Source organism: Brevibacterium sp. 50QC2O2 (assembly GCF_024580675.1).
GTDB lineage: Bacteria > Actinomycetota > Actinomycetes > Actinomycetales > Brevibacteriaceae > Brevibacterium > Brevibacterium moorei.
Window position 1 is genome coordinate 48,338 of record NZ_JANIJZ010000013.1, and the last position, 20,787, is coordinate 69,124.

Genomic DNA, 20,787 nt, shown 5'->3' on the forward strand with positions numbered 1-20,787 from the left:
GTCCGGGGTTGTGGCCCGTCACTCCCCCGCCCCCGGGCCCCGCGTGGGACAATGGAACCATGATCGAAGTCTTGAGCCCTGCCGAATTGGAACGTGCCGAAGTCAGTGGAAAGTTCATCGGCGACACCCTGCGAACGCTGAGGGAACGCACCCGGGTGGGCACGAACCTCATGGAGATCGACGCCTGGACACACGAGCTGATCGACGCCGCCGGCGCGGAGTCCTGCTATGTGGACTACGCCCCGTCCTTCGGCTCGGGCCCGTTCGGCCACTACATCTGCACCTCGGTCAACGATGCTGTGCTGCACGGGATGCCGCGGAAGTACAAGCTCAAGGACGGGGATCTGCTCAGCCTGGACCTGGCCTGCTCGCTGCACGGGATCGTCGCCGACGCCGCGATCAGCTTCGTAGTCGGCACGCCGAAGTCGGATGAGGACCTGCGGATGATCGAGGCGACCGAGGCCGCGCGCGCCGCCGGAATCGCCGAGGCCCGGGTGGGCAATAAGATCGGCGATATCTCGCACGCCATCGGCGAGGTCCTGCGCGGTTACGGCTACCCGGTCAACACCGACTTCGGTGGGCACGGCGTGGGCTCGACCATGCACCAGGACCCGCACATTCCCAATGACGGTCGACCCGGCCGCGGCTACAAACTGCGCGAGGGCCTGCTGCTGGCGATCGAGCCCTGGGTGATGGCCGGCACGGATCAGCTGGTGACCGATAAAAAGGACGGCTGGACACTGCGCTCGAAGACCGGCAGCCGCACGGCGCACAGCGAGCACACCGTGGCGATCACGGCCGACGGCCCCAAGATCCTCACTGCCTGAACGATCCGGGCCCAATCCCGGAGTGGCTCCACACTTGCTTGTGTGGCTTGATAAATCTGCTTCTATCGAGCCACCCAAGCTTGTGTGGAGCCACTTTCGGGTCCAGGCACGGTACGGTTCGGTTCAGCCCTGCCCCTGAGCCGCGGGGACCGCCAGTTCGTAGCCGCCGTCGCTGAGCACCGTGGTCCAGTCCCCGCCCAGGCGCTCCTCGGCCCATTCCTCGGTGGTCTGGCCCGTCTCCGAGGGCCGCAGCAGCACCGCATCCGGCTTCACCTGGTCCAGCCTGCCATACCAGTAGGTGTGCGTCTTGGGCGCCAGATACGCCAGCAAGCGGATATCGGTGGCCACGGTGCCGTACTGCTCGGCGGCCTGCACGGCAGGGCCCGCGTCGATGGCATAGCGCTCGGATTCCCACAGCAGGTTGATGTTCGTGCTGCCCGCCAGGGCGATGACGCCCGCGGCCGCTGCGGCCGGCGCCCAGGTGCCCAGGGTCCGTTCCCGCACCGTCTGCGCGGCCTCGGTCCGGGCGGCAGAAGACTGCGCGGCATAAGCCCGCGCGACAGGTTCCGGGGCCGAGGCCGCGGCGTCTTCGCGCTCGACTGCGGCCGCCGCTTCCGTGCCGGCACTGGCCGGCCCGGCGGCACCCGACTTGGCCGCACCGGCCCGTTTCCAGCCCGTCCAGCCCGGCCCGGCGATCCCATCGATCAGCGCGAGCGCCGCAATCGGCACCAGGCCCGCCGTGTAGTGAAAGCTCAGACCCCAATAACCTTCGACGTTTCCCACGAAACGCCAGGCCAGAGTCGGCAGCACCATGAGCATGAGTGGGCTGCGCAACCCCACCGCCCCCGCCGCCAGGACCAATGCACCCAGGGTCGCGAGTTTGGTCTGTGCGCCTGCACCCAGGGCATCGAGGGCCGAGACATTGTCCGTGTAGTCGTACTGACCGGAGTTGTTGAATGCCGGCAGGATCAGCAGGACCGTCACCGCGAACCACAGCACGCCCCAGACGAACAGTCCCAGTTGGTACTTGGTGGCCCGCTGGCGCAACCATACGGCGATCCCGAAGGCCGCGACGGTCAGCCCCATGTCCTCCTTGACGAAGACCAACAGAGCGATTGCGATGGCGCCCGCCAGATGGCGGCCACGTAGCCACCACACCAGGCCGAAGGCCAACAGCGGCACGGCGAAGGCGATCTCATGGAACTGCGAGGTCACCGAGTTCAGCAGCCCATAGGACCCCACGTAGGACAGGGACAGGGCCCAGGCCCCGGCCGCCGGCAGCTTCTGCGCGGCATAGGACGCCACGGGCCAGGCCGAGGCCGCGAACAGCACCGCCTGCGACAGCATCAGAGTCAGGCCCGAGGGCCAGATCTTGAACACGGGCATCAGCAGCCACAGGATCGGGTGGAAGTGATCGCCCCACAGGTTGTAGCCGGGGCCCTTGATGTCGACGATCGGCGCCTGCAGGTGCGCATAGTCGTTCAGCAGCTGGGTGAAGATCCCCAAGTCCCAGGACGGCGAATAGTAGATCCGCCACATGATGATGGACAGCGCCCCGTAGAGCACCAGGGACACCGCTGCCGAGGCTCCGGGCAGGATCCGCTTCGTCATGCCGCCGGCCGCGGCCTCAGTCCCTGCCCGCGCCTTACCTTCAGGCATTCTCTTCTTCCATAGCCTGGGCGCGGTTGTAGGCGGCTTGGGCGGCGGCCTTGACCGTGGCCTCGAGGTCGTGGGCGCGGAAGGTCTCGATCGCCGCATGGGTGGTGCCGCCTTTGCTGGTGACGGCCTGGCGCAGTGCTGCGGGATCCTGTTTCAAAGCCAGCAGGGATCCCGCGCCCCGGGCCGTCGCGACGACCATTTCCCGAGCCGCGTCCTCGCTCAGACCCAGATCCACGCCCGCCTTGACCATCTCCTCGGCCAGCAGGAAGAAGTAGGCGACCCCGGAGCCGGAGATGCCGATCATCGCGCCGATCTGCTCCTCGCTCATGGCGAAGACCCGTCCGGCGCCGGACAGCAGTCCCGACAGTTCCTCCACCCGTCGGGCGGGCACCCGCGAGGCCGGGGCCAGAGCAATGACACCCTGCCCGATCTCGGACGGGGTGTTGGGCATGATGCGCACGATCGGGTTATCGGGGACCAGCTGAGCCAGGGTCTCGATTGAGACCCCCGCTGCCATGGACACGATGACCTGTTCGGGTTCCAGGCTGGGCGCCAGGTCGGTCAGGGTGTCGGCGATCATCCAGGGCTTGACGCCCAGGAAGACGAAGTCCGCCCCGGCCGCCGCGTCCCGGTTGGCCGCCGGGTCGGCGTCCAAGGCCGTGGTCGACACGCCGGTACGCTGGGCCAGGGCCTCGGCGCTGGCCTGCGACTTGGTCGTGGCGCGGGCGTTCTCCAGTGGCACCCCGGCTGCATCGACTGCACCCCCGGTGGAGGCATTCGGGGAGGCCGGGTCCGCAGAGGACAGCATGCCCGATAGCAGCGCCCCTCCCATCGAGCCGGTTCCGATCATCGCGATGCGCAGGGACATGGAGGGTTCCTCACTGTGTTGATTGCAGTCCGCATTCCACTCTAGCTGGCCACGGCCGAACGCTCCTCAACCACTGACCGGGCCCCTGCGATCGGCCGGTCTCAGTGGCCTGCCCCGGTCGTCCGCCTCAGTCCCCCGCGGAACGGCGCCCGGTTTTGGTGTGTGTGCCGGCAGCCCGCGCGTCCTGGCCCAGGTGGGTGCGGGCGAAGGCCAGGGAATCGGCCAGCATCTTCTCGCGGGCGGAGCGCTTCGCGGTGAAACGCGTATTGACCTCGACGACCACGGTGCCATTCCAGTCGGTCTTGGCCAGGTGCTGCATCGTCTCTGCCACCGGCATCTTCCCGGTGCCGGGCACCAGGTGCTCGTCCTTGAGGGAACCGGCGCCGTCGGTCAGGTGGACGATCGCCAGACGGTCCTGAATCTCCTTGACAGTCTCCAGGGCGTTCATCCCCGCGGTCGAGGCGTGGGAGAAGTCGAAGGTGAAGGCGTCATAGTCCTCGTCCAGCGGGTTCCAGTCAGGGGCGTAGACCATGACTTCGCGCAGGCCGGCGCGCCACGGGTACATATTCTCCACGGCCAGGGTCACACCGGTTTCCTGGCTCATCGCGCGGACGCCGGGCACGAAGTTCTTCGCGTATTCGCCCTGCCAGCGAAACGGCGGGTGCAGCACGACCGTGCTCGCTCCGGCCCTGGCCGCGATCTGACAGGTCTTGCGAAGCTTCTCCCAGTGGTCCTTGTGCATCACCCGCGGCATCAGCAGCAGGGTGGGGGCGTGCAGGCTGAGCACTGGCAGTCCGGTCCGATCGACCTCGCGCAGCATGAAGTCAGGGTCTTGGGTCTGAGCGTTGTTCGTCACCATGATCTCCACGCCGTCGTAGCCCAGCCGCACGGCGGTGTCGAAGGTCTCCGAGACCTCCATCGGGTAGACGGATGAGGAGGACAGGCCGACCGGGATGTCGAAGGCCGAGGAGTGTTTGACCCCGTGCTCGTAGACGGGGTTCGATTCGAAGTAGGCACGGTGCTTGCGCCCGTTCCTCTTCGCAGCGTTCTTCTTGGTGTAGGCCTTGTGGCCACGCACCTTGGCTACTTCCGCGTGCTTCTTGGACTTCCCTTTTCCGCTCACACTCGTGAGTGTAGACCGCGGACCCTAGGAATTGCGGGGACGGCCGCTGGCCGGTCCTTGCACGACCATTCTCCCCGCGCGACTTGTCCTTGTACTACCGATTCCTTAGAAACCCGCGGGCGTTCGGAGTCCCACATGGCTGATGTGCACACCGGCGGTACCAGTGGATTCCTCGGCGGAATCCAACAGGTCCAACTTGCGCATGATGATGCCCTCGCGCAGGGCCCAGGGCGAGATCCGCATGGACTTGATGTCGAAGATCGTGAAGGCGGCCTCGGCGACGATCGCGCCGGCCAGGATCTGCCCTGCGCGCGATTCCGAGACTCCGGGCAGCAGAGTGCGTTCCGATGGAGTCCGCGCTGCCAGGGTGTCGACGATCGTGCTCAGATCCTTGCGCGCCAGTTTGCGGGGGACGTAGATGCCCTCGCCGCTGGGGGCGGCGCCTGCCAGGCGGGCCAGGGTCCGGAAGGTCTTGGAGGAACCGACGACCTTGTCGAAGGGGCCGACCCGGTTGATATCGCCGGCGATCCGGCCGATCAGGTGGCGGGCATGGCGACGCAGGGCGTGAACCTGGTCGACACTGGGCAGATCGTCGGGCAGGAAGTCGGAGTGCATCCGGCCCGCGCCCAATGGCACCGATACCGCCGCATCGGGATATTCGTCGCGTCCGGCGGCGATCTCCAGGGAACCCCCGCCGATGTCGAGCAGCAGGATGTTGCCGGCCGACCAGCCGAGCCACCGGCGCACGGCCAAGAACGTCACCCTGGCCTCGTCCTGGCCGGTGAGCACATTGAGTTTCAGGCCCGTCTCATCGTGGATCCGATCGATCGTCGCATCGCCGTTGGGCGCCTCGCGAATCGCCGAGGTGGCGAAGGCCAGGATCTGTTCGGCGCCCTGGTCCTCGGCGATCTCCATCGCATCGTGGCAGAACTGGACCAGCCGTTCGACTCCGTAGGACGAGATGGAGCCATCCTCCTGCAGGTATTCGGCCAGCTTCAGGATCTCCTTGTGGCTGCTGGCGGGCAGGGGTGGGGCGCCGACGTGGGCATCGACGACCAGGAGGTGAATGCTGTTGGACCCGATGTCCAGGACGGCTAGACGCATGGGAAAAGTCTAAGCGTGCGGCGAGGCCAGTCCAAAGACTGTGCCAATACCGCGACGCCAAAGGGCCCGGTCCCCGCGGTAAGCGGGGGGCCGGGCCCTTATGGGAGATGCGTCGCTACAGGAGCGTCAGTTCTTCGGCTTGCGGTTGTCCGCGCCGATGAACCAGGCCTGCTGCTCAAGCTTCTCGATGTAGTTGTGCAGGATGTCCGAGGTCGTCGGATCCTCGGCGTCGACCTGATCGTGGACCTCGCGCATCGTGTTGGTCGTCGCGTAGATGGAGTCGACGATCGCGTCGATCGCGTCGTGGGTCGAGATCTCGCCCTCCGGGAACTCCGGCAGGCTGGATTCCTTGGCGACGGTGGCGGTGCGGCCGTCGGGGGTCGCGTACAGCTCACGCATGCGCTCTGCGAAGTTATCCGAAGCCTCACGGGCGATCTCGACCATTTCGTCGAGGTTCAGGTGCAGGTCGCGGAAGTTCTCACCGAGGATGTTCCAGTGGGCCTGCTTGCCCACGGTGCTCAGGTCGATGAGGTCGACCAGAACGCGCTGGATGTTGGCGGACAGTTCTGCTGAAGCGGTGAACGGCTTGACGCTGGCCATTGTGATCTCCTTTTTCGGTTTCCCTTGATCGTTACATTGAGCATAGCAAAGAATTGAGCGATTCAATTCCCGATTCACTGATCTTCTCCGGTGATCTCCCACTCGCAAGGCAAGGCTGAACGAGGAGAGTCCGACCTTGCCAAGGCCCGCCAAACCTAGGGACGGGGCACCTATAAGGAGGTTCGGTAGTCCTTGCCTGTCGATGGTTCGGACATTGCCGAAAGACACTATACGCAGAGCGTCTACCCTCTATTCAATATGCGTATGAAACCTTTGTTCAACAATGCAACAATACCCTTATATTCAACTCGGTAACGCCGGATAATCGCTTTTCATTCATTCGTCCGGCCGTCTCAGCGATGCACCGGCACATTCTTGACAGAGGCAAAGCCCGGCAGTGTGAGCGTGACCGTGTGCACGGATTCGGGCAGCGGCGGCAGTTCTGCGTAGAGCAGTTGCCCCGAGTCGTTTGTCCGTTCGGGCAGTTCGCTGCACACACAGGCGGTGTCTTCCCCGCCGATCGAATTCACCGGCACATATGTGTACGGGTGGTAGACCCGTCCGCCGCCGACATCGGCCAGGCCCAGGGCCCGGGTGTCCATCAGAGGCGGTCTGGCCAGCTGGAAGGACCCGGTGTCCACCGTGCCGTGGGCCAGGTTCTTCAAGCGCCAGGTCACGCGGGTCTCCTGCGCATCCGTCTGTACACTCACCGCCTCGGCTCCCACCTTGACCGTGCCTCTCGCAGCATCCAGGGTGCCCGCGCCCAGACCTGCCGAATCGGTTTCCTCCTGCGAACCCATGATCTGCTGTGCGGCCTGCTCTGCGGGCAGGGTCCCCGCGGCGCCCGGTGCCCCTGGCGAAGTCGCACCGGACCCGGCACCGCCGGGTGCGCCGTGGGACCCGGCGCCATCACCGCCCGGCGTCGCGCCACCACTGCAAGCGCCGAGCACCGCCGCGGCCCCCAGCGCGATCAGCACCGGGACCACCCGCCCGAGCCGGGACCTCGGCCTGCCGGATTCGAACATCACGATCCTCCTTCCGAGGAGAACTCGACGGCAACCCGTCGGTTCTGCTGCCGGCCCTGCTCCGTGTCATTGGAGGCCACGGGGTGTTTCTCCCCCGACCCCGCGGTCTCGAACGTCAGACCGGCCTTGTGCACCTGGGCCCGCAGCGCTTTGACGACGGAGTCCGCCCTATCCTTGGACAGTTTCAGGTTGTGCGAGTCACTGCCCCGATCGTCCGTGTAGCCGGTGACCTGCACCGTTCCAGTGCCTTTGTCCGCCAGCCGCTTGGCCACATCGGCCACCGTCGCCTTTGCATCGGGGCGCAGCGTGGCCTTGTCGGTGTCGAAGAGCACGTCGGAGTTCAGGTCCAACCGGGTCGAGCCGCTGCGTTCGTGTTCGGTCTGCGCCCCGTTGCGACTGTTGCGCACCAGATCCCGGGTGTACTTGCGCGAATCGGCCTTGGCCAGCTGTTGTTGGTCCGGCAGGCGGGGCCAGCCATGACCCAGGGGCACGATGCCTGCGTCGACCGCAGGGGTCGGCGGTGCGGTATCGACGGGCACCCCCGTGATCAGGTTGCCGAAGCCGAACTCGACGGTCACCGTCTTCACGTCCGGCGGCAGGCTGGGCAACACGGCGTAGCCGACCAGGGGCACGGCGGTGCCGTCGTATCTCGACAGATCGCTCTGGTCGGAACAGGCGCAGGTGTTCTTGCCCATGGCCAGCGGCTGATAACGCTTGAGCCCGGCGCTGTCGATGATCGCGACGGATCTGAAGGCGGTGATGTTGTAGTCCTCATCCAGACCCGGTCGGCGATCGACCGCGCCCGCTGTCACGCCGGGACCGCCGACCGAGAAGTACACCGCCGTGCCGCCGGGGATCCGGGACACGGAATGGATCGCCCCATGGATGATGGCCCCGTCGGCGTTGCCGTCGGCATGATAGGTGAAGGTGCCGGCCAGCGGCACGGACGCAGTGCCCGGCGCCGTGGCCGAGGCTCCGGCTTGGTCTTCAGGCCCTACCATGTCTTCGGAGGCTGCTTGATCTTCGGATTCGGCCGGCGCCGCGTTCGCCGGTGGGCCGAGGCCGGGTAGGGTCAGTGCCGACAGCGCCAGCAGACCGACGGCCGACAGGGTCGAGGCCTTTGCGAATTGTCCGGTCCATTTGTGTTCGTCTGTACTTTGGTTCCGTCGTGCGACCACAGAGGTCGCCTCCCCTCGACTCGACATTGAGTGACGGACGCCATACACGGTACTCCGATATCGCAGGAATGGAATGCCTGCGGCCCTGCGACTCCGTATGTGGGCGCAGTGGCTCGCCGTGGTTCAGAAGGGTGGGACGTCGGTGTCGTCAGGGTCGGTGCCTGCATCCGTTGCGTAGGACCCATGAGTGCCCCACGGCATGCCGCCAGAACCCGCAGGGTCTTTGCTCGCAGTACTGGACAGTCCTAAGGAGTTCGGCGGGTCTGGTGGATCGGGTGGGTCCGATTCTGCGTTCCAGTCCGGTGGGGAGAAATCCTCCGGCACCCACACCGGCGGCAAACCCGCAGCGCTCCCCGCAGCACTCACATCCACCAGAGCAGCCGCGAACCGGGAATGGAATAGGGGCCGCTGCTCGATATCGACGTGTCTGGGTGGAATCCACGCCGGCAAACCACCAATCAACTCGGCCCTCCACCCATGCTGGTCATGCCACGTGTGATGGAACCGGCACGCCAAGGTCAGATTCGATACCGTCGTGGGTCCACCAGTGGACCAGGGGATCATATGGTGGGCATCACACCACCCCACCGGCATATCACACCCCGGGAACGTACACCCCCGATCACGAGCAGCAATCAACTCAACCTGCCGCCGCGTAGCAAACCGACTAGCACTGTGCACGGTGACTTCCCGGGTACCCGGCTGGTGGGCCTGGAAATACACAAGCGCACCCGGGGACAAGGACTCCAGATCCTGCAACCCGATGGGACCGGCAGTGGATTCCACCTCCGCCTTCCCCTGCGCATACTCTTCAGCAGTCGCTGTGACGATCAGGGCCATCCCCGCACCCTGCGGACCCGAACCCGCAGCCCGATCAATCAACGTGGCGAACATGTCATGCCGACGTGCCCCATCGGGCCGCTCCCGATACCCAAACGGATGATTCGCCTTCGTGGTGGGCCGGCCATCAACCGTCACCGCCGTCGGTGCTAGATCACCGGGCGGTTCATCAGCGGGTTCCGTGTCCGAGCCACTGGTCTCAGCGGCAGTGCCCGCACCCGCTCCTGTCGCGTCCTCCACCTGCATGCCGGGTTCCTGCCGGTTGGTCAACAAGCCATGCAATTTTCCGCCCGTCACCGGATCCAGTAGACCCGTGAGATTCCACGCACCATTCCTCCGCGGCGTCACGGTCACATGAAACTCATCAACCAACGGTGGGATCTCGGCGAAACGCCCATCGGGATCCAGGTAGGCTCGGATCCGAGAACCCAGCACACGAATCTGGTCCACATCAACACTCGGCACCGTGTCCACGAGCATCCGTTCGGCCGTGGCGTGATGGACATGCCGGACCTGGCGGGGGATCTTCTCGATCTCCCGGATCACCGCCTGCGCCTGATCCACCGACACACCCCCGTCCGCCAACGCGTGGGCAACATGGGGGTAGGCCGGTTCCAGACGCGCACCCGTTAGAGACCGGCCGGCACCGATCGCGTGCGCGAACCGCACCCGCCGCCTCGCGGCCGCCCCATCGATCCTCAACAGGCGAGTCACCAGGGCCGGAAGAGTCTTCGCACCATAGTCGGCCGTGGGCACCTCGTATTCGGCCCGCGCCAGAACAGCAGCTTCCGTTGAGGTGGTCATCCGGGTGACGTGTTCGATTCCCTTGAGCACCAGGAGCAGGTCGGAAGCGTCGAGACTGGGATCCGTGCCCACACCGGCACCCAGACCAGCGAGTGACTCACTGGCGTGAACGAGTTCCGGAGCGATCTCCTGTAGACGCTCCCAATCTTCAGAAGTCAAAAAGGGGTCAGCTGGGCGGGCGAAGGCCTCGGCACCATCGACCGGGTCCTGTTCCTGAGCCGGACCACCTCCCGACAGGCCCTGGCCGTTGCCGGGTGAGCCTGCGGGCTCGTCCGGACCGGGGGAACCAGCGCGTGGGAGGGTGGAATCGATAGTCATGACTTCTTCCCTCCTTCCGTATCCCAACCGAAACGCCGGCCGGACTACACACGTGTGTGCTTGATGAATGTCGGGGAAGACGAGCCGTAAAACCTGACGGGACTTCACTGTCCGATTCGGGTTTCCTGACCTACTTCAAGTGTAGCGCAGGCCACTCATGAAGGGAAGGGTTTAATCGAAAATAGTTTTCGATGTTTGCCGAGTAACGTCCCTCTGTTTCGGTGGTAGCAGATGCGCTGGGTGGCAGGGTATGCGCGCGCATCTGACACGACAGACAAGGCGCGGGAACTCAACCCGACTAGCATCCAACTCGCGAGTGCCACCGAAAAAGCTCGGGCACTCGGCCTGAGGACACATCCGATTCGCGAATACCGCCGACAAGTGATGCCGCCGGCGACGACTAGGAGGATTTCGCGCCGAACTCGTGGCCGTCTTCGATCAGGGAGCGGAGCCAATCGCTGGTCGCGGATTCCTCCGACCTCACGACCACGTGGTGGTTCCACCTGTTCTTGGAGACCTGGGTGACGTCGTGAAAGTGCGAGTCGTCCTTCTTCCGATCCAGTCTCACATTGAGGTACAGCGTCCCGTCCGCTGTCCGCTGATAGGCCCACAGCCATAGGAATTTCCGCTTCACGGAGAAACTCAGTTGCGCCTTGAGCTCGCTCTCCACGCCGCCCTGGGACCTGGCGTACTCCTCGATGGCCGCAGCGAACCCCCGAGTCCTCGGCTTATCGCCGAACTCGCCGATCATCTTGTTCGAGCCCTCAGCCATCGGCCCCCTCCATCGAAGTGGCGCTGCCACCGGGGCCTCGGATCCCAGACCAGCCGGCAACGTCGCCCCTGCCGTTCTCACTGCTTCCCGCACACACTACCGTGCCGTCGGACCGCAGGCCCAGGGTATGAGTTGACCCGGCCGCGACGGCGACAATGTCCTCCCAGCCTCTGACATCACATTGCCCCCGAGTGTTGTCGCCGACAGCCACCACCCTTCCCGAGGCGCACAACCCCACGGTGTGGTAGCTCCCTGCGGCGACGGACACGATTTCCCGCCATAGCTGAACCCCCTCTGTCGCCGAGGCGTCTCCGACTGCATCGACCCGACCAGCACGGTCGAGTCCGACGGAGTGCATATACCCGGCAGCGACTGCGATGAGATCCTTCCAGCCCGCCACCGCACACTGTCCTCTGCGGCTGTTGCCGACGGCTACAGCTCCACCGTCCGAGCGTAGGCCGATCGAATGCCAGTCGCCGCAGGACACCGCGACGATGTCCCGCCAGCCGTTCACCTCGCAGGCCCCTTCGGTGGTTCGCCCGGTCGCGAGGACGGTGCCGTCGGCGAGGACCCCCAGGGTGCAGCGCCAACCCGCAGCCACCTGCTGCACGCCTCGCCAATGCGCGACGTCGCATTGACCGTCGCCGTTCCAACCGGTCGCCAACACCGTGCCGTCGGCGCGCAGACCGATGGTGTGGGACTTTCCAGTGTTCACAGCGGTATGAACATTGCCCGCTGCTACGGAGACGATGTCGGTCCACTGATCGACCGCGCATTCCCCGGCCCGGTTGTCACCGACGGCGACCACCGTACCGTCACCGCGCACGGCAACCGAATGCCGTCGCCCGGCGGCAAGTGTGGCCAATGTGGCCGTGGCACCGCGGCTCCTCGCACTCACACCATCAGGATAGGCCCCCCTCACCCCTGCCAGTGGCTGCGGCGGAATGAGAAGTCGGGACGTTCTTTGGCGAAGAAGGCCGCCTGGCCCTGTTCGATCTCGGTCCGGTAGGCGGCATCGAGCCAGGCCGGCGGCGCGTCCACCTCGTCGAGCTCCCCCGCCAGGATGGCCTTGGCGCCGGTCTGGCTCAGGCTGGACAGTCCGGCGATCCGCTCCGCCAGCTTCCCGGCCGCCTGCAGCGGATCGGCCGCGGTCTCGTGGAAGAAGCCCAGCCGGTCCATCGTGTCGAAGTCGACGATCTTGGCACTGAGCAGTAGGTAACGCGCCCAGGACTCCCCCAGCACCCGGGCCAGGGACCGGGTGGGCCCTGGCGGGTAGACCAGGCCCAGCTTCGCCGCGGTCACCCCGAAGATCGACCCGGGTGCGGCGATGCGGATATCGCAGGCAGCCGCCAGTTCCGTGCCCCCGCCCACGCAATTGCCCTCGATGGCGGCCAGGGTGGGGGTGCGCGCTGCGGCCAGTGCGGCCTCGGCGGCGGAGTTGAGCTCCCAGAAGTCCGCCAGCGGGACGTTCAGGTCCGCGATATCGGACCCCGCGGAGAAGTGCCCGCCGGCACCCGTGATGATGAGCGCCGCGATCGAATCGTCGGCGTCCACCCCGGCCACGATCTCCGGCAGGGCGCGCCACATGGGGCGCGAGAGCGCATTGCGCTTATCGGTGCGGTCGATCGTCAGGGTCGCGACCCCGGCAACAATGTCGAAACCGAAGCCGGGCAGGTCGGTGGGACGGTACGGGCTGCTCATATGGAGATCTCCTGTCTGGTCGGATGCGTGATCGGGCCGAGGCCGGGCCCAGGTCCGGGCGGGCCTGCGCCCGCCGCGCCGGTGAACCGGGGTGAATGGCCCCGGCCCCGGCGGGCCCCCCCACAACGGGGGGCGCCGCGGCGCTGTGCTATCACCGGGCCAGGGGGCTCAGCGCTTGAGCGCGTTCGCCTCGATGTCCTCGAGTGTGCGGCCGCGGGTTTCGGGCACGCGCAGGCTGACGAAGACGACGCCCAAGACGCAGATGACGCCGAAGATCGCGAAGACCGCCTCCTGGCTCATCCGGGCGGTCATGATCGGGAACAGCAGGCCGACGAGGAAGGAGCCGATCCAGTTGAAGGAACTGGCCAGGCCCGAGGCGCGTCCGCGGATCGCCAGGGGGAAGATCTCACCGACGATCACCCAGGTCAACGGAGCCCAGGTGAAGGAGTACAGGGCGACGTAGACGCACAGGAAGACGACGATGAGCATGGGCGAGGAATTCGGGGCCACCGTGTTGATGATGGCCGGCAGCAGGAACGACGCCGCCATGATGATGCCGCCGCCGATGAGCAGGAAGCGACGGTTGAAGCGTTCGGCGATCGCCATGTAGAGCAGGGATCCCAGGACCAGGATGACGCCCTGGATGATCGGCCACATGAGTGCCGATTCGGCGGAGTTGCCGGTGGCCTTCTCGACGATCAGCGGGATGTAGTAGAAGATCGCATTGGCGCCCTGGAACTGCTGGAAGGCGGCCACGCCGATGCCGGCGATCACCAGGTAGCGATAGCGCCCTGACAACAGGGTCGCCCAGCCGGCCTTGGCCTGCGCCGATTCCTCCAGGACCGCGGTGTTCTTGATCAGGGCCAGTTCGGCGTCGATCTCGGCGGGTTTGCGGATGTAGCCGAGTACCCTGGCGGCCTCTTCGTCCTTGCCGTGTTTGACCAGGAAGCGCGGCGATTCCGGCAGGCGGAGCACGCCGAGGAACAGGATGATCGCGGGCACCGCGGCCAGGGACAGCATGAGTCGCCAGGCCCAGGTCTCCGGCAGGTCTTTGAGCAGGAAGTCGACGACATAGGAGATGAGCATGCCGGAGACGATCATCGTCTGGTTCAGCCCCGACAGGCGCCCGCGCAGGCGGGCCGGTGCCAGTTCGGACATATAGGCGGGCACCAGGGCCGAGGCGGCACCGACTGCCAGGCCCAGGAAGATGCGCACGCACACCAGGTAGATCGAGCCGTTGTGCGGGGAGAGTCCGCACAGCACCGAGCCGAGGACGAAGACGAGGGCGGAGGCCAGGATCATATTGCGCCGGCCGAAGCGGTCGGAGAGCTGGCCGGCGATAGCGCCGCCGAAGATAGCGCCGAACATCACGCCCGAGGTGATCCAGCCGATCACCCCGGCGGAATCGCCCAGGCCCCAGTCGTTCTGCAAGAACGGCAGGGCGCCGGTCATCACACCGATGTCATATCCGAAGAGGATGCCGCCGAAGGCGCCGAAGAAGTAGATGAAGGCGCTGGATATTTTCTTGTCGCTGCCCAATTGTGCTCCTCGAGGCGTGTGGGTCGGCGTTTCGCAGAGGCGTCCGCGCTGACTCTCCGCCCAGTGTCTTATGCCCAGTACTGATGGGGATGGGGTGGGACCCACGTCCGGGAGGAGCCCGGAAGTGAGCGCTAACATTCGATCGTGAGGAAGCCTAGACCCGTGTCGGCCGAGGTGTCAAAGGGGTGCGCCGGTGCGGCGCGCCGCCGCGCGGTTCAGTCCTCGACTGTGGACGCGCGCACCACCAGGGTGGGTGCGATCGGGGTGGTGTCCGGCTCCCGGCCGTCGACCAGGTCGAGTACGGCCAGGACCGTGCGGTGGCCCAGTTCCACGAAGTCCTGGTGCACGGTTGTCAGCGCCGGACTGTAGAACCCGGATTCGGGGACGTCGTCGAAGCCCGCGACCGCGATCTGGCGCGGTACCCGGATCCGGGCGCGGTTGAAGGCGGCCAGCAGTCCCAGTGCCATTCCGTCATTGGCGGCGAATACCGCAGTGGGCCGCTGTTGAGGGGCTCGGGTGGCCAGCTGCGAGCCGAGTGCGAAGCCACAAGCCGCCGACCAGTCGCCGGGGAACACTTCGAGCTCGATTCCGAAGCTGGCGCAACAACCGCGGACCGCCCTGGTGCGCGCCTGGGCATCGGTCCAGTGTTCGGGACCGGCCAGCAGGGCGATGTGGCCGTGTCCCCGGTCCCGCAGATGCTCGATCACGGCCTCGGCGCCGGCTGCCTGGTCGACGCTCAGAGTGGTCAGGCGGGGCAGGTCGGCGGCCGCCGGCCCGACGGCCACAATCGGCACGTCGGTGTGTAGGCCGGCCAGGAACTCCACCACCCGGTTACGGGCGGCGATGACGACGATGGCCTCGACGGCGCGGTTCAGGCAGGTGTCGATCGCCGCGGCGAAAGCGGTCCGGTCGGATTCGGGGATGGTCGACAGGAGGGTGGCGAAACCATGGGACCTGGCTGCCTCCTCGATCCCGGAGAGCGTGCGGGTGGGGCCGTAGAGGAAGGACCCGACTGCGATCACGCCGATCAGCCCCGACCGGGAGGTGGCCAGGGTGCGTGCGGCGTTGTTGGGGCGGTAGCCCAATTCGGCGATCGCGGCCATGACGCGCTCACGGGTCGCCGGGCGGACTCCGGGGATGTCGTTGATGACGCGGGAGACCGTCTGGTGGGAGACACCGGCCAGTCCTGCGACATCGGCCATCGAGGGCCGCCGGCCGGCGGCCTTGCGGCGGGGCGCCGGTGGAGTGGGGCGCGGAGTGTCGGCTGGAGGGGTGGGCATTGTGAAATCGGTCCGTTCCGGGGATGAACAACGGGGGGCGAAAGGGATTCGACCCACCGTCAAGACTATTACCGGCCTGCGGGCCGAAGGGTGCCAGGGTGGGTGGGCGGTCCGGTCCTCCTCATCCCGCGGCCAGGTGCCAGAGGGCCCGGTGCTCCTGCCCGGGCTCCAAGACGATGAGGTTCGTGCCCGAGTTGAAGGCGTCGGGCGGACACGTGGACGGTTCGACCGCGAGCCCGCGCCGATCCATCCCTGCGATGCCGAGGTCCGCGGTGAATACCTGCACCCACGGCATCTCCCGGGAATCCCAGCTCAGGGTGACCCGCGGTTCCTGGGCGGCGGCACCGCACAGGGTCAGTGATACCGGCGCGGGTGGCAGACCGGTGTAGGCATGATCGATCCGGGCCGGACCGATTGGGCCGCCGGTGCGCAGATCGAGCTCGCCTGCGACCGGTTCCAGGGCACGCGGCAGCAGGGTCTGCGGATCGGGGACGAGGACCTCTGCGGCGGGCAGGCACAACCGCCACTCGTCGACCCGGCCGGTCGGCAGGGTCAGATAGGGATGGACCGCGACGCCGTAGGGCACGGGACCAGGGCCCACGCCCTGCGCCTCGACCCGCCAGGTCAATCCGGAATCGTCCAGCTGATAGGTGCAGCTGACGTCCAGCGCGCCGGGATACCCCGGCTGGGCCGGCACGCGGATGGTCAGGACGACCGAATCCGAGGTGGCCCGCGCGATCCGCCACTGGGTCCACATGGCCAAGCCGTGGATCGCATTGCCGCGGTCGGGCTCGCTCAGCGGCAGCTGCTGGATGCGGCCGGCGAAGGCGTAGCGCCCGCCGCCGATCCGATTGGGCCACGGTGCCAGCACAGAGCCCTGTGCGCCGCGGCGTTCGGAGCCAGGGGCGAAGGGGAGGATCAGATCGCGCTCGGCGTGGCGCAGGGCGGCCAGGGCGGCTCCGACGGGGTCGATCACCGCGGAATAGTCCCCGTGGGCCAGGTTTACGGACTCCGGTGCGTCGCGCAGTTCCATGCTTCCCTCCCGTCCGGAACACTGGCGGCCCGGACTCCAAGGCATTAATGTTAGCGTTAACAGTCGTGTCTGAACAGAAGCAAGGTGGATCGCCCACGATGGTCGAGAACATCCCCGAAACCGCCCAGCTCATCGCCTCAGGGTCCTGCATCCTGGGCCTCGAACTCGGATCGACGCGCATCAAGGCGTGTTTGACCGCACCGGACGGCCGCCCCCTGGCCACCGGCGGACACACCTGGGAGAACCGGCTGGTCGACGGCCACTGGACCTACGCGCTCGACGCGATCTGGGAGGGCATCGCCGCAGCCTACGCCGACCTGAGCGCCCAGACCACTGCCCGCTACGGCGCGGCCCCGACCAGGCTGCACGCCATGGGCGTGTCGGCCATGATGCACGGCTACCTGGCCTTCGACGCCCAGGGCGAACTCCTGGTGCCGTTCCGCACCTGGCGCGACACCACGACCGCGCGCGCAGCCGGGGAACTGACCTCGGTCCTGGGCGTGAACATCCCCCTGCGCTGGTCGGTCGCCCACTACTACCAGGCGGTCCTCGACGCCGAACCCCATGTGCCACAGGTTGACTTCCTGACGACCCTGTCCGGCTACGTCCACTGGCGCCTGACCGGTGAGAAGGTCCTGGGCATCGGCGATGCCTCGGGGATGTTCCCCATCGACTCCACGAGCTGCGACTACGACCGCGGAATGCTCGACGCCTTCGACGCCCACATCAGGGCCCTGGTGCCCGAGTCCGACCTGTCCCGCCTGCTGCCCCGGGTGCTCACCGCCGGCACCCCGGCAGGCACCCTGAGCGCCGCCGGCGCCCTGCTGCTCGACCCCACCGGGGCTCTGCAGCCCGGAACGGCACTGTGCCCGCCGGAGGGCGACGCCGGCACCGGAATGGTCGCCACCGACTCCGTGCGCCCCCGCACGGGCAATGTCTCCGTTGGCACCTCGATCTTCGCCATGGTCGTGCTGGAGAAACCCCTGCGGGAGATCCACCACGAAATCGACCTGGTCACCACCCCGGCCGGCGAGGCCGTGGCCATGGTCCACTGCAACAACGGGGCCGACGAGCTCAGCCGCTGGGTGGCCCTGTTCGTCCAGGCCGCGCGCCTGTTCGCCCCCGAGACCGAGATCGACCCCGACACCGCCTACGCCGAACTCCTGGCGGCGGCCCTGCGGGCCCAGCCCGACGCCGGCGGGCTGCTGTCGTACAACTACATCTCCGGTGAACCCATCACCGGCCAGGCCGACGGCCGTCCGCTCATGGTGCGCGGACCGGAGACGGCACTGAACCTGGAGAACATCATGCGCTCGCAGATGTTCTCCGTCTTCGCCACCCTGGCCATCGGCCTCGACGTGCTGCGCGCCGAGGACGTCGCCCTGGACTTCCTCAACGCCCACGGCGGCCTGCTCAAAACCGCCGATGTGGCAGCCCGGCTGCTGGCGGCGGCCGCCGGCACCCCGATCGTGGTGACCGAGGGAGCCGGGGAGGGCGGGGCCTGGGGCATCGCCCTGCTGGCCGCCTACCTGGACCACGCGCAGGCGCCCCTGCACACCTTCCTGGCCAATACCGTCTTCGCCGATGCTCCGGCGCAGACCGTGCGGCCAGAGCCCGTGGACGCCAACGGCTTCCGCCGCTTCCTCGACCACTACCGCCGCGGCCTGGACCTGCAGGCCACCGCCGTCGCGGCGACCGATAGGACCGCGCACTGACGAGCTTGCGCCCTGACCAGGTTGCGCACCGACCGGCTGCCGGGAAATCGCAGTATAGAAAGGACCGAATCACCCATGTCCGAGAAGACCACTCCGCACAAGACCGCGCGCCTGTCGACCACGGTGCGCGAACGCGTGGAGATCGCCAAGCACCGGGTCGCCGAACTGCACGCGGAACTGCCCCGCTGGGGCCTGGTCGTGTGGACGGCCGGCAATGTCTCCGAGCGCGTCCCGGTATCCGAGGACGCGACGCCGGGGGCCGATGACCTGCTGGTCATCAAACCCTCCGGCGTGCGCTATGAGACGCTGACCCCCGATGCGATGGTCGTGTGCGATCTGCACGGAAACCTGCTCGAGGGCGACTATGCGCCGTCCTCGGACACCGCGGCCCACGCCTACGTCTACCGGCACATGCCGCAGGTGGGCGGAGTCGTGCACACCCACTCCACCTACGCCACAGCCTGGGCCGCCCGCGGCCAGGAGATCCCCTGCGTGCTCACGATGATGGGCGATGAGTTCGGCGGCCCCGTGCCGGTGGGCCCGCTGGCGATCATCGGCGACGAATCGATCGGCAGGGGCATCGTGGAGACGCTGACGGGCAGCCGCTCGCCGGCCGTGCTGATGCGCAATCACGGCCCGTTCACCATCGGCCGCAACGCGGAATCGGCGGTCAAGGCCGCCGTGATGGTCGAAGAGGTCGCCCGCACCGTGCACATCGCACAGCAGCTGGGCGAGGTGCAGCCGATCGACCAGGAGATCATCGATCGGCTCTACGACCGCTACCAGAACGTCTACGGCCAATAAGCCCCGCCGCCCCACCCATCCCTGCGAAGAAACCTAGGAGCACCCACCATGATGGCCAATCCATTCGAATCCAAGGAGATCTGGTTCCTCACCGGCAGCCAGGGCCTCTACGGTCCAGAGACCCTGGACCAGGTCGCCGCACAGTCCCAGCAGCTGGCCGCCACATTGGACGCCGCATCCGATATCCCCGTCAAGGTCGTTTGGAAACCGGTCCTGACGGACTCCGAATCGATCCTGCGGACCATCCTGGACGCCGGAGCGAACGACGATGTGCTGGGCGTCATCACCTGGATGCACACCTTCAGCCCCGCGAAGATGTGGATCCGCGGCCTCGAGGCGCTGCGCAAGCCACTGCTGCACCTGCACACCCAGGTCCACGAGCGCATGCCGTACGCCGACATCGACATGGACTTCATGAACCTCAACCAGGCCGCCCACGGCGACCGTGAGTTCGGCTACATCCTGACGCGGCTGAACATCCCCAGGGTTACCGTGGTCGGACACGTCACCCACGCCGATGTGACCGGGCGGATCGGCGTGTGGGCCAGGGCCGCCGCCGGCTACGATGCCGCACAGCACATGAAGATGGTGCGCTTCGGTGACAATATGCGCAATGTCGCCGTGACCGAGGGCGATAAGACCGAGGCGGAGATCCGCCTGGGCGTGTCCGTGAACACCTGGGCCGTGAACGACCTGGCCGCTGCGATCGAGGCCGTCGACGAGTCCACGGTCGACGGGCTCATCGCCGAATACCTGGAGGCCTACGATGTGGCAGCCGAGTTGCTGCCAGGGGGAGCGCGGCACGAATCCCTGCGCTACGGGGCCCGGCAGGAGGCCGCGATCCGCGGCTTCCTCGAACAGGAGGGCGCCACCGCCTTCACCGACAGCTTCGAGGACCTGGGCGCCCTCAAGCAGTTGCCCGGCCTGGCCGTGCAGCGGTTGATGGCAGACGGCTACGGCTTCGGTGCCGAGGGCGACTGGAAGACCGGCGTGCTCATCCGCATCGCCAAGGTCATGGGCTACGGGCTGCCGGGCGGGGCCAGCCTGATGGAGGACTACTCCTACAACCTGGAACCGGGCAATGAGAAGATCCTAGGCGCCCATATGCTGGAGGTCTGCCCCTCACTGACCACCGGGCGCCCCAGCCTGGAGATCCACGAACTGGGCATCGGCGACCGCGAGGACCCCGTACGCCTGGTCTTCGACGCGGATCCTGCCCCGGGCGTCGTCGTCGCCCTGTCCGATATCCGCGACCGCTTCAGGCTCACGGCCAATGCCGTGGAAGTGGTGGGACCCGATGAGCCGCTGCCCAAGCTGCCCGTGGCCCGCGCCGTCTGGGAACCCGCTCCGGACTTCAAAACCTCCACGACCTGCTGGCTGTCGGCGGGAGCGGCCCACCACACGGTGATGACCACCGCCGTGGGCATGGACGCCTGGCGCGATCTGGCCACCATGGCCGGCATCGAACTGGCCGTGATCGACCAGGACACGACGGTGGCCGGGTTCCAGGACGCCCTGCGGTGGAACAACGTGTACTACCGCGTCGCGCAGGGGTTCTAGACCCCCGGTGCTGCGGCCCGTGATCCTGCATCCCGGG

18 protein-coding genes are annotated in these 20,787 nt (G+C 67.0%); 4 read left to right on the top strand and 14 right to left on the bottom strand.

The genetic code is table 11. The features are described 5' to 3' along the window. Positions 1 to 59 precede the first annotated feature (59 nt). Entirely contained in the window at positions 60 to 827 is a 768-nt protein-coding gene (gene map, locus NQ038_RS11295) for a type I methionyl aminopeptidase (RefSeq protein WP_257062599.1), read from the top strand. Positions 828 to 950: 123 nt separating this feature from the next. Here map and NQ038_RS11300 read toward each other — a convergent pair whose 3' ends face one another. The 14 genes from NQ038_RS11300 to NQ038_RS11365 all read right to left on the bottom strand — a co-directional run bounded on the left by NQ038_RS11300 (position 951) and on the right by NQ038_RS11365 (position 16,671). Then, complete coding sequence (locus tag NQ038_RS11300; RefSeq protein ID WP_257062600.1) at positions 951 to 2,486, bottom strand: DUF2079 domain-containing protein; 1,536 nt, start codon at positions 2,484 to 2,486, stop codon at positions 951 to 953. Beyond that, entirely contained in the window at positions 2,479 to 3,354 is an 876-nt protein-coding gene (proC, locus tag NQ038_RS11305; protein ID WP_257062601.1) for a pyrroline-5-carboxylate reductase, read from the bottom strand. Before proC ends, NQ038_RS11300 begins: the two co-directional genes overlap by 8 nt. Positions 3,355 to 3,481: 127 nt before the next feature. Then, entirely contained in the window at positions 3,482 to 4,477 is a 996-nt protein-coding gene (locus NQ038_RS11310) for a sugar phosphate isomerase/epimerase (RefSeq protein WP_257048234.1), read from the bottom strand. Between the two features lie 105 nt (positions 4,478 to 4,582). Next, positions 4,583 to 5,581 (bottom strand): Ppx/GppA phosphatase family protein, encoded by a 999-nt coding sequence (locus NQ038_RS11315; RefSeq protein WP_257058254.1) that lies wholly within the window; start codon positions 5,579 to 5,581, stop codon positions 4,583 to 4,585. Between the two features lie 126 nt (positions 5,582 to 5,707). After that, positions 5,708 to 6,181, bottom strand: a complete 474-nt coding sequence (locus NQ038_RS11320; protein ID WP_257048232.1) for a Dps family protein — start codon at positions 6,179 to 6,181, stop codon at positions 5,708 to 5,710. 353 nt (positions 6,182 to 6,534) lie between these two features. Next, positions 6,535 to 7,209, bottom strand: coding sequence for a hypothetical protein (locus NQ038_RS11325; protein ID WP_257062602.1), 675 nt, complete (start codon positions 7,207 to 7,209; stop codon positions 6,535 to 6,537). Next, a complete protein-coding gene (locus NQ038_RS11330; protein WP_257062603.1) occupies positions 7,206 to 8,384 on the bottom strand; it encodes an OmpA family protein in 1,179 nt (392 codons plus the stop codon). Before NQ038_RS11330 ends, NQ038_RS11325 begins: the two co-directional genes overlap by 4 nt. A 123-nt stretch (positions 8,385 to 8,507) precedes the next feature. Beyond that, on the bottom strand, positions 8,508 to 10,346 hold the full coding sequence (locus NQ038_RS11335; protein WP_257062605.1) for an HNH endonuclease signature motif containing protein: 1,839 nt from the start codon (positions 10,344 to 10,346) through the stop codon (positions 8,508 to 8,510). Between the two features lie 400 nt (positions 10,347 to 10,746). After that, positions 10,747 to 11,118, bottom strand: coding sequence for a DUF5655 domain-containing protein (locus NQ038_RS11340; protein ID WP_257062607.1), 372 nt, complete (start codon positions 11,116 to 11,118; stop codon positions 10,747 to 10,749). Beyond that, positions 11,111 to 12,016: a chromosome condensation regulator gene (locus NQ038_RS11345; protein ID WP_257062609.1), complete on the bottom strand. Its 906-nt coding sequence runs from the start codon at positions 12,014 to 12,016 to the stop codon at positions 11,111 to 11,113. Before NQ038_RS11345 ends, NQ038_RS11340 begins: the two co-directional genes overlap by 8 nt. 20 nt (positions 12,017 to 12,036) lie before the next feature. Beyond that, a complete protein-coding gene (locus NQ038_RS11350) occupies positions 12,037 to 12,819 on the bottom strand; it encodes an enoyl-CoA hydratase/isomerase family protein (RefSeq protein ID WP_257048225.1) in 783 nt (260 codons plus the stop codon). 168 nt (positions 12,820 to 12,987) lie between these two features. Continuing rightward, on the bottom strand, positions 12,988 to 14,358 hold the full coding sequence (locus tag NQ038_RS11355) for a sugar porter family MFS transporter (protein WP_257047022.1): 1,371 nt from the start codon (positions 14,356 to 14,358) through the stop codon (positions 12,988 to 12,990). A gap of 215 nt (positions 14,359 to 14,573) precedes the next feature. Next, positions 14,574 to 15,638, bottom strand: coding sequence for a LacI family DNA-binding transcriptional regulator (locus tag NQ038_RS11360; RefSeq protein WP_257047023.1), 1,065 nt, complete (start codon positions 15,636 to 15,638; stop codon positions 14,574 to 14,576). 121 nt (positions 15,639 to 15,759) lie between these two features. Beyond that, the gene (locus NQ038_RS11365) at positions 15,760 to 16,671 is read right to left on the bottom strand and encodes an aldose 1-epimerase family protein (RefSeq protein WP_257047024.1); all 912 of its coding nucleotides are present in this window, start codon (positions 16,669 to 16,671) and stop codon (positions 15,760 to 15,762) included. 65 nt (positions 16,672 to 16,736) lie between these two features. Here NQ038_RS11365 and NQ038_RS11370 point away from each other — a divergent pair, with 65 nt between their 5' ends. The 3 genes from NQ038_RS11370 to araA all read left to right on the top strand — a co-directional run bounded on the left by NQ038_RS11370 (position 16,737) and on the right by araA (position 20,750). Further along, positions 16,737 to 18,386 carry an FGGY-family carbohydrate kinase gene (locus tag NQ038_RS11370; protein WP_373456816.1) on the top strand — a complete coding sequence of 550 codons (1,650 nt, stop codon included), beginning with the start codon at positions 16,737 to 16,739 and terminating at the stop codon, positions 18,384 to 18,386. Positions 18,387 to 18,461: 75 nt separating this feature from the next. Next, positions 18,462 to 19,190 (top strand): L-ribulose-5-phosphate 4-epimerase, encoded by a 729-nt coding sequence (locus tag NQ038_RS11375; RefSeq protein ID WP_257047025.1) that lies wholly within the window; start codon positions 18,462 to 18,464, stop codon positions 19,188 to 19,190. Between the two features lie 51 nt (positions 19,191 to 19,241). Continuing rightward, the gene (araA, locus tag NQ038_RS11380) at positions 19,242 to 20,750 is read left to right on the top strand and encodes an L-arabinose isomerase (protein WP_257047130.1); all 1,509 of its coding nucleotides are present in this window, start codon (positions 19,242 to 19,244) and stop codon (positions 20,748 to 20,750) included. Positions 20,751 to 20,787: the final 37 nt, after the last annotated feature.

Bases quoted from the DNA above. Each gene is read 5' to 3' on its own strand.
- map (WP_257062599.1), top strand. From the start codon at position 60: ATGATCGAAGTCTTGAGCCCTGCCGAATTGGAACGTGCCGAAGTCAGT.
- NQ038_RS11300 (WP_257062600.1), bottom strand. From the start codon at position 2,486: ATGCCTGAAGGTAAGGCGCGGGCAGGGACTGAGGCCGCGGCCGGCGGC.
- proC (WP_257062601.1), bottom strand. From the start codon at position 3,354: ATGTCCCTGCGCATCGCGATGATCGGAACCGGCTCGATGGGAGGGGCG.
- NQ038_RS11315 (WP_257058254.1), bottom strand. From the start codon at position 5,581: ATGCGTCTAGCCGTCCTGGACATCGGGTCCAACAGCATTCACCTCCTG.
- NQ038_RS11320 (WP_257048232.1), bottom strand. From the start codon at position 6,181: ATGGCCAGCGTCAAGCCGTTCACCGCTTCAGCAGAACTGTCCGCCAAC.
- NQ038_RS11335 (WP_257062605.1), bottom strand. From the start codon at position 10,346: ATGACTATCGATTCCACCCTCCCACGCGCTGGTTCCCCCGGTCCGGAC.
- NQ038_RS11340 (WP_257062607.1), bottom strand. From the start codon at position 11,118: ATGGCTGAGGGCTCGAACAAGATGATCGGCGAGTTCGGCGATAAGCCG.
- NQ038_RS11350 (WP_257048225.1), bottom strand. From the start codon at position 12,819: ATGAGCAGCCCGTACCGTCCCACCGACCTGCCCGGCTTCGGTTTCGAC.
- NQ038_RS11360 (WP_257047023.1), bottom strand. From the start codon at position 15,638: ATGCCCACCCCTCCAGCCGACACTCCGCGCCCCACTCCACCGGCGCCC.
- NQ038_RS11365 (WP_257047024.1), bottom strand. From the start codon at position 16,671: ATGGAACTGCGCGACGCACCGGAGTCCGTAAACCTGGCCCACGGGGAC.
- NQ038_RS11375 (WP_257047025.1), top strand. From the start codon at position 18,462: ATGTCCGAGAAGACCACTCCGCACAAGACCGCGCGCCTGTCGACCACG.
- araA (WP_257047130.1), top strand. From the start codon at position 19,242: ATGGCCAATCCATTCGAATCCAAGGAGATCTGGTTCCTCACCGGCAGC.